A 12,455-nucleotide genomic window follows, 5' to 3' on the forward strand; every position below is an offset into this window, starting at 1 on the left:
GACAGGTTTTGTAACATTTCAATCGTATTAGACATGGTGAGATCCCGCATTATCGTGAGTTGGGAGTAAAGTTATTAACAGCGGTCGCCAGTTTGGCTAAAGCTGCGTCGTTGAGGTCATCGGCAGCGCCCGGCGTACCGTTATTGTGGGGCGTCGCGCCCGGCATACGCCCATTTAACGCATTGAACAGTTTTCTGCGTTCCGCGCGGGGGACATGGGATTTCGCCAGTAACGCATCCAGTTTACGCATGGCGGCCTGCGGACTGTCGTTGCCGTCATCAACCACATCGGCGGTTAACATCCCATCGGCAAACCCTTGTGTGAGCGCATCGGTATGGTTAATGAACGTTTCATCGTCCATCATGCGGACAAGGGTGTCTTTGTCGATACCGGTCCGGGTGGCATAGATATCGACCAGTGCGTCATCAAACGGTTTCAGTGCGGCCGCTACCGCGAACAGGTCATTTTTATTGCCACAACAACACGTCCATGCGTTATGGATCATGAGAAATGCGCCGTGCCCCATCTTGATTTCATCGCCCGCCATCGCAATAATGGAGGCAGCGGAGGCCGCGAGTCCCAGCACATTCACCGTGACTTTGCCGCCGTGGTTGCGCAGCAGGTTATAAATGGCGATCCCCTCAAACACATCCCCGCCCGGACTGTTGATATTGACGATGACGTCTTGGTTACCTATCGCCCGCAGCGCCCCGGCGACCCGTTTCGCGGTGATCCCTTCATCCCAGAAACTCTCGCCAATCACGTCAAGCATAGACAGGGTGTTATCCGTGTTCGCAGCCTTAATGCCGCTGTTCCATTTGTCGAGGGCTAAAGGTCTCACCTCGTGGGAAGCCGCCTTCAACGGCCTGCCCTCGGGGGCAGCGGGCATTTTGTGTTTAATCATCATGATGGTTGTCCTCCGGTCGCAGTTTTGGTTCGGGGTCTTCCCCAAGCAGATCTATCGGGGTCAGGTTCAGTTGCACGGTGAAGACGTCACCGCCTTCAATCGGGGGTAAATTCTCTTTACGCCTGACCTCATTGCGGCTCATCCAGGCGTTTTGTAATGCGGTGGCATAATAAGAGGCCCGGCCCCGGCTATCGGCCCGCAGCAGCCCTTCCACATTGAATTCCGCGTAATAATCACTGTCGGAATCCAGCAGACAACGCGAGATCTCCTGTTCAATATTGACCAGTAATGGCCTGAGGGTGTGCGTCAGGAACTGCATATTCATGCCCTCCAGTGAGGAGGCCCAGCTGGATTGCTTTGTGGCGTGACCGACCATCACGGGCGGCACCCGGAACCAGCGGCAAATTTCTTCCACGCTGTAGGCGCGGCTCTGTAACAGCTGAGCCGCCTCCGGGTTCATGGTGATGTTCTGATAGGTCAGATCCGCCGGCAGTACCATCATTTTTCCGGCGTTTTTTGACCCGGTGAAAGTGGTGATATGTTTTTGAATAAGCTGAGTTTGTTCTTCGGTAAGATCCGTTCTCGCCGAGATGAAGCCCGAGCTTTGCAGCCCATGCTCAAAGACTTTGGCCGCCGCCTCATCCGTGGACAGCGCGGCCCCAATCACATCCCGCCCGGTTTTAACCGGAATGAGTCCGCTCAGCCCGTCGACCCCGAATCCCCGGATATGCATCATGTGCTTGGCCGGAATAACCCGGCGCTCCCCCGGATTTTTGCCGGTGGTATCGGCGTAGGTGTATTCAATCTCCCCGCTCGGCAAGCGCTTGACCGTCATGTTTTGCGGGAGCAACGGGAGCAGGGCCACCAGTTTGTGACCAATGAACTTCTTTTCAATGAACGCATTGCCGCGCAGGCAGAGACTGGCGACCACGGTTAACATAAACCGGGATTGTGTCATCTCCAGATTCGGCCGGTGACACAGCACCGGATAAACTAGGTGGTTTTTCGCCAGTTCGCGCGAGCCATCATCCTTTGAGTGGTATATCTTGAGCGGGAGGGTTGACACCGTTTCACTCAGTAACCGGACACACGCCCAGACCGTGGACAATTGCAGGGCATTATCTGCGCTGACGGTTTTGCCGCTGCTGCTGGTCCCGACCCATTCCTGCCAGAACGCACCGTCCAACAGCCCTATCGGTACCCCCATCCAATTCAGGAGGGCACTTTTGATTTTTCCTATTTTTTTCGTCATTTATACCCCTGCCATGATTGGGTTTCTGAGGAAGGCATCGAGACCGGCGGTACTTTTCGCGTGATTCAGTGCCCCGGCGGCCATCACTAAGGCGATCATGCCATCCATGCGACCGGTGGATTTGTCTTTTGCCAGCTTCCGATTGCCGGCGGCGTCCTGCTCAACCACCGCGTTTGCGGCACACATGGTCAGGACAGGGTGGTTGGCGTGATTTATCTGGCCTTCCAGTAATAACTGCTCCGTTTTATCCATGGCCGGCGACATGTCCTTATAGCCCTGCCCGAACTGTGCCATTTTCAGGGACAGCCCAACCCGCCTGGCTTCTTTCTTAAAAATGTCAATGCGCCATCGGTCAAAATTAAGCATCTCGATATCGTATTTATCGGTAATTTCAGTCAGTTCTTTCACGATGTATTCATAATCCACCGTAGCACCCGGGGTGGTACGCAGAAAACCCTGCTTCTTCCACACGTCGTAAGGCACACGATCCGTTTTCGCCCTGTCGAGCAGGGTCTTATCCGGTGTCCAGAAAAACGGGTGAACATTCCATTTGCCCGATGCGGACTGACCGATAATCACCAGCGCTGTCAGGTCTTTTGCTGCCGATAAGTCCAGCCCGGCGTAACATTTGCCCACGATGGGTTCCAGTTCGCCGGCACACTCCATCCACGTATTGCGTGAAATAAACGGCGACACCAGTGATACCCGTTGATTTAACACCAGATTCCGGAACCGGTTCTCTTCCGATGGCATTCGCGCCGCCCGCTTGGCCTGCCCCTCAACTTCTTCCAGTGACAGAAAGATACCCAACGCCGGGTTGGCCGCTTTCCATGCGTCAGGGTCGGTAATGGCCAAGTCCATGGGTGCAGAGTGGACATGTGACACGATTTTTGGATCGTTAGAATTCGCCGCATCATCCAGCCAGAGACTGAGTAAATCCGCATCCGTGGGCGCTTGCGTACTAATCGCCACCAGTAACGGACGTTTATGCGCGCCCTGTGAGGTCGTAATGGCATCAATGAAATCGTTCTGCGGGCCTCTGACCTGCCCGACCTCATCCAGTATCGCCAGTACCGGAGAAAGCCCGTGTGTTGTTTTACCATCGGCAGACAGGGCTTTGTATTCAACATTACAGGGTTTGCCAATCAGCCGCTTGCCGCTGGGCACAATGTGGATCAGGGACTGTAACCGGGGGTTCAGGTTAATCATCTTGACCGCCAGATTGAACACAATCGCCGCCTGTTCACGGCTCATGGCCCCGCTGACGATTTGGGAGTTCTGCACCGCTTCCGGCCCCACCAGATGGGCCAATAATATGCCGGCAATGAGACCGGTCTTGCCGTTCTTGCGGGCAATCGATAAATAGGCCGTACGCGTCCCGCTGGGGTTATCGTAAATCTCCCGGATAAACTTTTGCTGAAACGCCTCCAGTCTGAGGGGTTTCCCGAACAGCGCGCCCTCGGGGACAAAGCAAAAGCGCTCAATAAACGCGATCACCTTTTCACCCCGTGATAACTGACTGACCATGCCCTCTCCTTAATGCCACGGTGAAGCCAGTAACTCATCACCCTCAACCTCCCCTAACAGGGCGCGCGCTTCGGCATCATTCTGATTCTTGTTGCGCTGATCACGGCTTTCACCGTTCGTGGCGCGTGAGTGGATTTGCAGACCGGAACGCTGAGCGATAATCACGCGGGTTAACTCCAGTTTGTATTTGCGGTTTTCTTTGATGGCTTTCTCGTCGCGCCCGTCCGAGTAATCTGACTCCAACTGGCGAAGATAGTGACTGACGGCCATCAGGGCATACTGGTTATTGGCCAGACTGACCGCCTCGATCAGATCGGACGGGGTCCATAAATGGAGGGCCTTGGTGCGGATATTGTCGTTATAGAAATCGATGGCCTCCGGCATTAAACCGGCGTGCGCCGGGGGTTCAATGGTGTCCTGAAAGGCGTTGACAATCGCCTGCATTTTGCCTTTGAGGCTGTCAGAACGCGTACGCTTTGTCATTGTCAGCCTCCTTTCAATGTCAAGCGGTTAAGGATCTTTTTTGTTAAAAAACTGCGTTAGCGTTATTTTTGCGGGACGGCGGCGGTCTTTGAGGGCTTGCCCGGCACTTTTTACTCGCCCTCCCCGTGATGATGTCACCCGTCATCATTGCCTTTCTTTCACTTTCCCGTTGAATCAATTTCAGGCAGTTATTGGTGCCAGTGTGAGTGAGCATCCAGCGGATAACCGTTTGCATCACAGCCGATGTCCTGACCGCGCTTCTCGATACGCTGTTTAGTCGAGTTATGATGTGAGGCGCACAGTGACTGCCAGTTCTTTTTGTCCCAGAATAAACGCTGCGCCGCTTTGATGGCCGCGCTGTGACGAGTATTCATGGCGTCTTTGAGTTTATGCGGGACTATGTGGTCTACAACGGTGGCGGCGGTTAATCTGCCCTGCTGCCGGCACATCACACACAGGGGGTGGTGTTGCAGGAAAGTCAGCCGGGCTTTATTCCATTTACTGCCATAGATACGGGATGACATGAAATGCCCTCCATAAAGCAAAAAACCACCCGAAGGTGGTTAGTTATCAGATGTTAAACATAGCCTCTTCTGTACATATCAAGAAAATCGGGTACTTGAGACCAAAGGATACAGAAGTAATAGGATGAGACAATAAATACCCCTCCGAGCAAAATGACAATCAGCCAGTGAAGTGACGTGTCATTTTTCTTACCATCTCTGAATGTAGCTATTACTCCAATTAATGAGCCTATTACTGCAACCGTAGCTGCAATCGTCATAACAACATAAATAATCAGGACCATTCCCATAACGACCAACTCCCTTTGTTTATTAATCTCATTGAAGTTTTAGTCTACTTAATACTTAGGTTGCTGTCAGTGTCCTAAAACACAGGTAATGCACGATAAACGGACTTGGCTTTTCTGTATGGCAATCGTGATTCGTGAATCATGATGGCAATGTAAGCCGTCTCTCCGGCTGTCACATCACTTCGTCTGCCTACAGCGGATGTTGCTGATAATGACCTGTTATTCTCAGGGGCATGGGTTATTTTTGATTCTGTCAGTACGCTCGATGAAAAGGAGACATGTCATAGCTAATACCGACAGACGGCGATAACCCGGCGCGAGTAAAACTAATGCCTCATGACCGTCATACTCAAATGGAATGATGTTACTCATGCGTATTACCTGCTCTATGAAATGAACCTTCGCCGAAATAGGAAACCAGCCCACCGAAGGCTCGCCAGCCATAACTGGTGACCTCGAAGGCTCATTTCGATAGGGTTAGGTTCGGTGTAATTAAGATGCGCTTTCGGTGCGCGGTGAAAATAAAAATGCCACCAGTCCGTATGCGTAGGATACGCGGTGAGAACGAAGTGGCAGCATGAGTTATCTGTATTCCTTTAACCACTCAGGGAATGGGTAAAGAAATATTGGGTTTAGTTTCAAGTGTTAATCAATTGTTAAGAATTATTCGCTTGTTGTTACGGTGTGATGGGTTTATTAGATTTACCAGTTTTTGTGATGATAACGTTGTAAACGATGCGGAGAATAACTATGAAAAAGTATCTTCTTCTTTGCCTAGTGGCAGGCACTGCGCTTTTAGCATCAATGCAGACCTACGCTTCGATTTGCGAGTATATGAATGGTAAGGATTGGGTTAGCTGCATGACTTCATGCATAGCACTTTACCATGATTACGGTACTTGCCTATCTTTATAATAACTTCCGATAGGACGGTAGTGCTTACACCGTCCTCTCACCCACACTGCGTCCTAACATACTCCTGCAATCCCAAGATCATTTGCTCAGAGGTTGCGATTCGTTCTCTGAGTAGCCAATAATTTCTGACAGCGGAGTCTGTAGGTCTGGCGGTGGCTGCATCATCCATGTCGGGGGTGGTAGTGGTTTCAGGCACTGGACACTTGGCTTTGATGTACACCCGCTCAGGATGAGCAAGAGAAGCAACGTGCAGCCTGTCAATTTCAGTCTTAGCATTGGCGAGTTCCTGAGTGTGTTTGGTGTCTAACTCATGCAGCATGTCAATGTGCGTGTTCTGGTAGTTAATTCGGTCGGTCAGTTGCTGGATTTCAGTTAACTGGTCGCTATTGATACCGAGCTGTTTCTTATATCCAGAGCGATAGAGGTAAGCGGCACCGGAAGCAATAATTAGCGCAATAATCACGCCATAGGTAAAATTGAGCTTCATGATAAAAACACCTGGCGTTCAGATGCCCTACGCTTAGTCAGACCATTCATCACTTTACCCGCTGCCTTATCCCATCTCTGGAACTCATCGGCTGCACTTTGGTAGTCACCCGCATTGAGCTTCTTCAGCAAGGTAGAATGAACAAAGTTACCTGCACCACAATTGAAGATGAACGAGCACAGGGCATCGAACTGTCCCTGAGTCAGTGACACCTTCACGGCTGATTCAAGGGTGAGGTAAATAGGCTGAAGGTCATCATGCAGGAATGCTTCGGCCTGCTGTTCAGTGATAACTTGCCCTGGCTTAACGTCTTTTGTGTGACCGTAGCCGATTGTCCACGGAATACCACCCGTTGCCGGATCGGGATAGGCTTTCAGTTTCAGGCCTTCATATTGCTTGATGAAGCTCAATCCATTCTCGCTGATTTTCATCTGTGCACCCCGAACTTGTTTTTGAAGAAGGTAAAGACCGCATCAAGAATGGAACCAATCTTCTTCGTACCTAAAAAGCCAATGAGGACACCGAAGAACTGAGCCAGACTCAGCGGTAATTGAGCATACTCCAGCGCGTTAATAATCCCGACACTGATTGCCGCACAGATAAAGGCTTCGACTAATGAGGCTTTCCAGCCTGAGCCATCCCTTTTCTCCCGGGCAAATGCTGTCGATGCAGCCAGAAACATGCCACCCAGAAAAGGAGCATTGATAATTAACCAGTCCCAGACATGCGCCCAGAACTCCGTGTCTTTTTCAGTCATACGCATATTTCCACCCCATCAGAACAATGGGCGTCCGTGGGGTGAGTCTGTGGTCGCCCCTGTGAGTTGTAGTAAATAGGTTGCCAGCCGCAATAGGAGATACTGAGGTTGTAGGAGTGATTGCGGTGGCAGATACGAAAAAGGCCGCATTAAGCAGCCTTGAACTTTTTTACATTTAAAACTAAATAACCTGTAAATCAGGAGACCAAATCCCAATCACAAAATGTCATATCATTTTGTCCTGGCTGCCAAGAAACCCATTCACTATTACCATATGCATCGAACACTTGGATACTTGGAACTTCATTGCCACTGGGATCATTAATAGTGATCATTCCAAGTACCATACCAGCAGACCAAACCTTACGACGCACTTGTTTACCCAAGTACATCTGAATCATCGCCCACGGGAATGAACCAACAGGTGCAACTGTATCATTGGCAATTGTAACCTTGACCTTATATTGGTCAGGATTAAACGAACATGGTTTACTATCCAGCTTATTAACATCAGACATAAACACCTCACTTTATTATTCGTTAAAGGTCATTTCATCCTACTGCTAACTAGCCAGTTAATATTACTGAGGTCAGGTTCCTATCTCAATTGAATAGCCTGTGACAGAATCAATACGCCTTAAAATAGGGTGGCACATTATAAAGTTTATCTGTTAGTCGAGTGCGTAATTCAGTGAGGTGTATATTTGAAGTTTGGTGCTGATAACTTATTTCCCGCTTGGTTTCTCTCTTCCAGTCCAATAGCGATCATGCTCTTCTGGTGTAGCACTTTGCCCCTCAAAAGCATCACTAACTTTCAGTCCATCGGGTAAAAGTGCCCAAGCAACGTAAAAATATCGGGGTTCAAACTCTTCGCCTATCCATCGATAGATGCCGTTATATTCTTTTTCATTCCAAAAATGAACATAACCAATATGCCAGCCATCGCAAGGATTTAAAACCAGTACCTCTTTGCCATCCATATCAAATGTAGGTTGCTCAGATGCAGGGCGAATAATTAAAGACTCTTTGACTGGTGCAGGCATTCATTCCCCCAGAAAGCAAAAAACCCCGCACTGGGCGAGGTCTGAAATTAATAAGCTGTGTGACATTGCTATCACTCTTATCACAATATACTGACTTTTGTAATTACGCAACCTTATCAATGATTTCTTTTTGTGCACATTTATCCAGTTCTAAAACCACATCTGAGACAGCCAGTACACCTTCAATAAATCCCTCGGCGGCCTGTAACCGTTTGGCGACTTCGTTATGAGAAATACCCAACTTAATCCCCATCGGTCTGAGTGGCAGTGCCTTGATGTAGTGCAATACAATCAGCTGGTAGGAATACGGATTATGCTTCTTCAACCGCAGAACGGCTGCATCGATAGCAAACCCGTCATCATCACAACACTGGATGCGACTTTTTCGGGTGCTGGGTGCCAGCCCCTTAAATCCGGCCGCAATGGGTGCCCAATCAACCGCACTGTGACCATCACCAGCCCATGCGCCCCATTGACTTAATATCATCTGCATATTACGCATTTACACTCTCCCTCAGCAGCCGACCCTTGACGCTATTTTCTTTCTGACAGTGTAACTGATTAAATACTTTCAACATGTCTCTACTGCCTCCCTTTCCCGGCAATACGGTGTTGTCTCAAATGCACTGTTTGTTGTCTCGTGTTGTCTCAAATTAAAAATATAAATAATTAAAATTCATAGAGTTAATAAAAATGAGACAACAGAGACAACTGAGACAACAGGTTTGAGTTCTTGTGTGATAAATCAGGCTTCTTCATCCGATTCAGGGATTAGTACCATGACATACGCCCGCTGCTGAATGCCCCCTAAATGCTTAAGGCGGGGCGTTTTTCCCTGAAAACTCCTTCCACTGGCTGGCTTTTTCAGGATGCCTTTTTTGGCTAAGACATCGGCAAACATATCCGTATTAAACCCCCGGGAAATTTCCTGTTTGAATGTGGCAGGCAGCGTATAAAAGGTTATGGGCGCATCATCATGGATACCTTTCTTTTCCCGGTAACCGGCTAAATCCCGTATAGGCAGATCCCTTTCATCATAGGGCAGAGGGGCATAACGGCTCATTCCGTAAGCATTGAGAAACGAAACCGCTTGTTCAACAATTTGTTCAAGCTCTTTGTTCCCCGTACCAAACTCAGCCACCCAGACATTAAAGATATATTGCAGAGCATCCTGACACTCTCGTTCATCCCATCCGGTCACAACGCGCCCCAATATCATGGCCGCTTCCAGAGCAGCAAATCGATCACTGACCCGTTGCACCTGTTCACCGTAGCTTTCAGGAATTAACTTACTCCATCGGGCTTGGGCATCAATATAGGTTTGTCTGGCCTCCTTCTGGTGTGAAGAGAGGTAATCAATCCATTTTCGTCCCGCTGCGCCATGGTGCTCCCGACAGCCTTGTTTTAAAGCGTCAGCGTGGGCCTTGCCATTTTCCAGACCGTGCAATTCCTTAGCGCGCTCCATCGGAATATTCAGCAACCTGACCAATTGCCCGGCATTAATTTTGATACCGGCTTCAATGAGGAATGTCGGAATATCTTTTTCACCTGTACTGATCGCAACGGTTCGCCAGCTTGCCATGGGTCGGTTGCCGCCCTCTTTAGCACCCTGAATCTTGCCTTTACCGTTAAACAGCGTATAGGCTGACATATGAACATATTTCGGGTTTGCGCCCTGTCCGACTTCATCCAGTGATAACAGACCATCATTATGAGCCAGTGCTTCATTGGCAATACCTAATGCAGTGCCGTACCATGTCAGGCGCTGCTTATCGGGTTCACCGTATAAGCTGGTTGCAATATCGGCGGTTGTCGTTTTTCCCGCGGTGGATTGAGCATACAAATGAATACCGAAGCCATCAGTTCCCACGATACCCGCCAAAGGTGCAGCTAATGCAGTCGCAATCCCCAGCATCATAAACGGGTTATTATTCGCCAGTGTGGCTACATGCTTACGCCAGCTTTCTGCTGTTCCTGAGACGGTGTAGGCATTTGCTGACGCACTGCCCCCCACAAATAACACCGGTTGTTCTGGCTTACCGATGATGGAACCATCAGGCATGATATATGCGCCTTTGTGCCAGCCTGTTTTAGTGGTAACGCTCCATGTTTCTTGTGCCGGGTTTCGGATAAACCAATCGCCCAGAATGGCCCTGAGATGGTTTTTAGTGGTGACCTGTACACCCGCCGCTTTCAGTATCCGCCATCCCTCACGTTCACCCACATGAGCCGAGGAAATACCTTTAATCACGGGCTCTTTCTTACCCTGGGCTTTCCAACGAAAAATAAGATATTGATCATCTTCATCACCATCCAGCGTCCCCGTTCCAATGACTTCAACAAAGGAGCATAGCCATTGCTCAGGTTTGATAATCTCGCCTGTTTCTTTATCTAATTTAGGGGTGATATGAAAAATTCCCTCTTTTCGGGCTTGAGTGAACGGTATTAACGGATCACGCTCTTTTGCCCGGTGTTCGTCCAGATTAATGACGACTGATTTTGGTACTGACATATTCGCTTCCACCTGATACAACCCTTCCCTGAATGCCTGCTTTGCTGACTCAATACCGTGCTGCTGGCGATAATCGTCCCAATCGGCCTTGTATTCTGTTGGCGGTAATGTGATCCACCCGTCAATAGCCTTAGCTGTCTTCTCCGCTGCAATCTTGCCGACGTTCTTCTTGGGCTTGCCTTTGTTGTCCAGTTCCTCCGGTGCGTGCCAGTCATTGTCGGCGGCAAGGATGATTTTCACATCTGGCCACCGTTCTCTGACTTGTTTAGCCACCGTCGGTAAATTGCCTTCATCAATCGCAGCCAGTACCCAGCCCTCATACAATTGACTCACCGTTAAGGCGGTTGCATAGCCCTCCGTAATGATGATTGTGTCTGGTATTCCGATTACAGGTGATAAGGGGATAACACTCCCCTTTTTTTGAGTACCAGCGACAAGACGTTTTTCACCCTTCGGATTGATAATTTGCGCACCGGTGATTGTGCCGTCCAGTGCCTGAGTGACCAGCAACAACGAACCGTCATTCAGCAGTCTCTGATTGGGGCATGGCAGCCCCTTTTTGGTCAGATAATCAGATTGTCCGATAGTGGACTGAGCCACCAGCTTGTTCACTTTCTCAGTTATCAGAGGAGCCTCTGATTTTGGCGCCTCCTTTCTGGCAGGCTGGGGTTCAGGTAATGGAAGTAATAAAGCCTCAGAAACCACCTTAACCGCTTCAATTACCGTGATACCTTTAGCTTTCGAGAGTAAATCAAAACCGTCTCCGTGGTTCGGGTGTTCACACTGGCGACAATGCCAGTTGCCGTCTCCGTGGTCGTCTATGAAGTGAAAGCGATCATTCCCGCCACAGATAGGGCAAGCACCATGCTTACCCTTTGCCGGAACGTCCACACCACAAGCAGATAACAAGCCTTGCCACTGATTTTGTGCTGCTGATTTCACCGAACGAATACCAATATGACTTACCATTTCGGGAATCCCTCGCGGTGATGGAGTTCAAACTGAGCATTTTGTTCTGTGTCGTTCAGCGCTTCGGCGATCCTCGGCAAGTGCATCAATGCTTCACCGATACGGCGTAAATCTTCCCTTGCCTGACGATTATCATAGCTTTCATTATCAACTGACCAGAACGCCATCTCCCCCATTGCCGACATTGCCGCCATCACGCTGCTCAATGCCCCTTCGGAGTTTTTACGCAGATCTTTGAGTTCTTCGGTGCTCATGGCGTCGAAATTAGTACGTACCAAATGGTTATAGATATCAGACATAATCAGGCTCTCCCTGCGTAGGTGTATTCGTTAGTGAAACGGCTTAACGGCATGATGATCGGGCTTTGATAACCCTCACGGACAAAGGTCACGCGATTAAAGGCAACTGACAGCACTTGTACAGTTTCCCCGTTCTTGTGAGCGTAATAGTCACGGGGTTCAGGATTGCGCATGGTTCACCCCCTGGCGGGAAACGAATATCAGGGAAGAGATGCCAGCCAATAGACGGGCTTCACCTTCGCTGTCTGCCAGTACCGTGATAAGGCGCACCGGATGAATATCCACCAGTCGCTGAGTGCCTGATGCAATTAGGAATGTAAATTTGAGGCGAGTTTGGTTATGCTGTTGTATAGCCATAATCGTTACTCCAGTTAACGGTTGTTGGTTAGACGCCTCGATAGTGGTTCCAAGCACTTTCGGGGCGTTGCTGTTTTTGCAATCTATACCTAGTAAAGTGGTTAGCACTAAATCAACTAAGTGATATACACCA

The 12,455-nt window shown here is 49.4% G+C and carries 17 protein-coding genes; all 17 read right to left on the reverse strand.

The genetic code is table 11. The features are described from left to right. Positions 1–49: 49 nt before the first annotated feature. Positions 50–904 (reverse strand): head maturation protease, ClpP-related, encoded by an 855-nt coding sequence (locus AACS90_RS03660; RefSeq protein ID WP_099121843.1) that lies wholly within the window; start codon positions 902–904, stop codon positions 50–52. Continuing rightward, positions 897–2,159 (reverse strand): phage portal protein, encoded by a 1,263-nt coding sequence (locus tag AACS90_RS03665; RefSeq protein WP_371635348.1) that lies wholly within the window; start codon positions 2,157–2,159, stop codon positions 897–899. Before AACS90_RS03665 ends, AACS90_RS03660 begins: the two co-directional genes overlap by 8 nt. Beyond that, positions 2,160–3,686 carry a terminase large subunit gene (locus AACS90_RS03670; protein ID WP_099121739.1) on the reverse strand — a complete coding sequence of 509 codons (1,527 nt, stop codon included), beginning with the start codon at positions 3,684–3,686 and terminating at the stop codon, positions 2,160–2,162. 9 nt (positions 3,687–3,695) lie between these two features. Continuing rightward, on the reverse strand, positions 3,696–4,169 hold the full coding sequence (locus AACS90_RS03675; RefSeq protein WP_099121740.1) for a terminase: 474 nt from the start codon (positions 4,167–4,169) through the stop codon (positions 3,696–3,698). 188 nt (positions 4,170–4,357) lie between these two features. After that, complete coding sequence (locus tag AACS90_RS03680) at positions 4,358–4,693, reverse strand: HNH endonuclease (protein WP_099121741.1); 336 nt, start codon at positions 4,691–4,693, stop codon at positions 4,358–4,360. Between the two features lie 53 nt (positions 4,694–4,746). Beyond that, positions 4,747–4,983: a hypothetical protein gene (locus AACS90_RS03685; protein WP_099121742.1), complete on the reverse strand. Its 237-nt coding sequence runs from the start codon at positions 4,981–4,983 to the stop codon at positions 4,747–4,749. Positions 4,984–5,208: 225 nt separating this feature from the next. Next, positions 5,209–5,355 (reverse strand): hypothetical protein, encoded by a 147-nt coding sequence (locus tag AACS90_RS03690; protein WP_193757177.1) that lies wholly within the window; start codon positions 5,353–5,355, stop codon positions 5,209–5,211. Positions 5,356–5,935: 580 nt separating this feature from the next. Continuing rightward, entirely contained in the window at positions 5,936–6,385 is a 450-nt protein-coding gene (locus tag AACS90_RS03695) for a lysis protein (protein WP_099121743.1), read from the reverse strand. After that, positions 6,382–6,816 (reverse strand): lysozyme, encoded by a 435-nt coding sequence (locus AACS90_RS03700; protein WP_099121744.1) that lies wholly within the window; start codon positions 6,814–6,816, stop codon positions 6,382–6,384. The genes AACS90_RS03695 and AACS90_RS03700 overlap by 4 nt, the downstream gene beginning before the upstream one ends. Further along, entirely contained in the window at positions 6,813–7,142 is a 330-nt protein-coding gene (locus AACS90_RS03705; protein WP_169926698.1) for a phage holin, lambda family, read from the reverse strand. Before AACS90_RS03705 ends, AACS90_RS03700 begins: the two co-directional genes overlap by 4 nt. A gap of 197 nt (positions 7,143–7,339) precedes the next feature. After that, on the reverse strand, positions 7,340–7,660 hold the full coding sequence (locus AACS90_RS03710) for a Thoeris anti-defense Tad2 family protein (protein ID WP_099121746.1): 321 nt from the start codon (positions 7,658–7,660) through the stop codon (positions 7,340–7,342). 207 nt (positions 7,661–7,867) lie between these two features. After that, positions 7,868–8,185: a hypothetical protein gene (locus AACS90_RS03715; RefSeq protein WP_193757178.1), complete on the reverse strand. Its 318-nt coding sequence runs from the start codon at positions 8,183–8,185 to the stop codon at positions 7,868–7,870. Between the two features lie 103 nt (positions 8,186–8,288). Next, positions 8,289–8,687: an antiterminator Q family protein gene (locus tag AACS90_RS03720; protein WP_099121747.1), complete on the reverse strand. Its 399-nt coding sequence runs from the start codon at positions 8,685–8,687 to the stop codon at positions 8,289–8,291. Positions 8,688–8,930: 243 nt separating this feature from the next. Further along, positions 8,931–11,666: a TOPRIM and DUF927 domain-containing protein gene (locus tag AACS90_RS03725; RefSeq protein ID WP_099121748.1), complete on the reverse strand. Its 2,736-nt coding sequence runs from the start codon at positions 11,664–11,666 to the stop codon at positions 8,931–8,933. Continuing rightward, positions 11,660–11,965 carry a hypothetical protein gene (locus AACS90_RS03730; RefSeq protein ID WP_099121749.1) on the reverse strand — a complete coding sequence of 102 codons (306 nt, stop codon included), beginning with the start codon at positions 11,963–11,965 and terminating at the stop codon, positions 11,660–11,662. Before AACS90_RS03730 ends, AACS90_RS03725 begins: the two co-directional genes overlap by 7 nt. A 2-nt stretch (positions 11,966–11,967) precedes the next feature. Next, positions 11,968–12,138 carry a DUF4222 domain-containing protein gene (locus tag AACS90_RS03735; RefSeq protein ID WP_099121750.1) on the reverse strand — a complete coding sequence of 57 codons (171 nt, stop codon included), beginning with the start codon at positions 12,136–12,138 and terminating at the stop codon, positions 11,968–11,970. Continuing rightward, the gene (locus AACS90_RS03740) at positions 12,125–12,322 is read right to left on the reverse strand and encodes a hypothetical protein (RefSeq protein ID WP_153043655.1); all 198 of its coding nucleotides are present in this window, start codon (positions 12,320–12,322) and stop codon (positions 12,125–12,127) included. The genes AACS90_RS03735 and AACS90_RS03740 overlap by 14 nt, the downstream gene beginning before the upstream one ends. Positions 12,323–12,455 lie beyond the last annotated feature (133 nt).

The organism is Xenorhabdus sp. KK7.4 (genome assembly GCF_963876465.1).
In the GTDB taxonomy this organism is placed as follows: Bacteria; Pseudomonadota; Gammaproteobacteria; order Enterobacterales; family Enterobacteriaceae; genus Xenorhabdus; species Xenorhabdus stockiae.

Bases quoted from the DNA above. Each gene is read 5' to 3' on its own strand.
- AACS90_RS03660 (WP_099121843.1), bottom strand. From the start codon at position 904: ATGATTAAACACAAAATGCCCGCTGCCCCCGAGGGCAGGCCGTTGAAG.
- AACS90_RS03665 (WP_371635348.1), bottom strand. From the start codon at position 2,159: ATGACGAAAAAAATAGGAAAAATCAAAAGTGCCCTCCTGAATTGGATG.
- AACS90_RS03670 (WP_099121739.1), bottom strand. From the start codon at position 3,686: ATGGTCAGTCAGTTATCACGGGGTGAAAAGGTGATCGCGTTTATTGAG.
- AACS90_RS03675 (WP_099121740.1), bottom strand. From the start codon at position 4,169: ATGACAAAGCGTACGCGTTCTGACAGCCTCAAAGGCAAAATGCAGGCG.
- AACS90_RS03680 (WP_099121741.1), bottom strand. From the start codon at position 4,693: ATGTCATCCCGTATCTATGGCAGTAAATGGAATAAAGCCCGGCTGACT.
- AACS90_RS03685 (WP_099121742.1), bottom strand. From the start codon at position 4,983: ATGGGAATGGTCCTGATTATTTATGTTGTTATGACGATTGCAGCTACG.
- AACS90_RS03690 (WP_193757177.1), bottom strand. From the start codon at position 5,355: ATGAGTAACATCATTCCATTTGAGTATGACGGTCATGAGGCATTAGTT.
- AACS90_RS03695 (WP_099121743.1), bottom strand. From the start codon at position 6,385: ATGAAGCTCAATTTTACCTATGGCGTGATTATTGCGCTAATTATTGCT.
- AACS90_RS03700 (WP_099121744.1), bottom strand. From the start codon at position 6,816: ATGAAAATCAGCGAGAATGGATTGAGCTTCATCAAGCAATATGAAGGC.
- AACS90_RS03705 (WP_169926698.1), bottom strand. From the start codon at position 7,142: ATGACTGAAAAAGACACGGAGTTCTGGGCGCATGTCTGGGACTGGTTA.
- AACS90_RS03710 (WP_099121746.1), bottom strand. From the start codon at position 7,660: ATGTCTGATGTTAATAAGCTGGATAGTAAACCATGTTCGTTTAATCCT.
- AACS90_RS03715 (WP_193757178.1), bottom strand. From the start codon at position 8,185: ATGCCTGCACCAGTCAAAGAGTCTTTAATTATTCGCCCTGCATCTGAG.
- AACS90_RS03720 (WP_099121747.1), bottom strand. From the start codon at position 8,687: ATGCGTAATATGCAGATGATATTAAGTCAATGGGGCGCATGGGCTGGT.
- AACS90_RS03725 (WP_099121748.1), bottom strand. From the start codon at position 11,666: ATGGTAAGTCATATTGGTATTCGTTCGGTGAAATCAGCAGCACAAAAT.
- AACS90_RS03730 (WP_099121749.1), bottom strand. From the start codon at position 11,965: ATGTCTGATATCTATAACCATTTGGTACGTACTAATTTCGACGCCATG.
- AACS90_RS03735 (WP_099121750.1), bottom strand. From the start codon at position 12,138: ATGCGCAATCCTGAACCCCGTGACTATTACGCTCACAAGAACGGGGAA.
- AACS90_RS03740 (WP_153043655.1), bottom strand. From the start codon at position 12,322: ATGGCTATACAACAGCATAACCAAACTCGCCTCAAATTTACATTCCTA.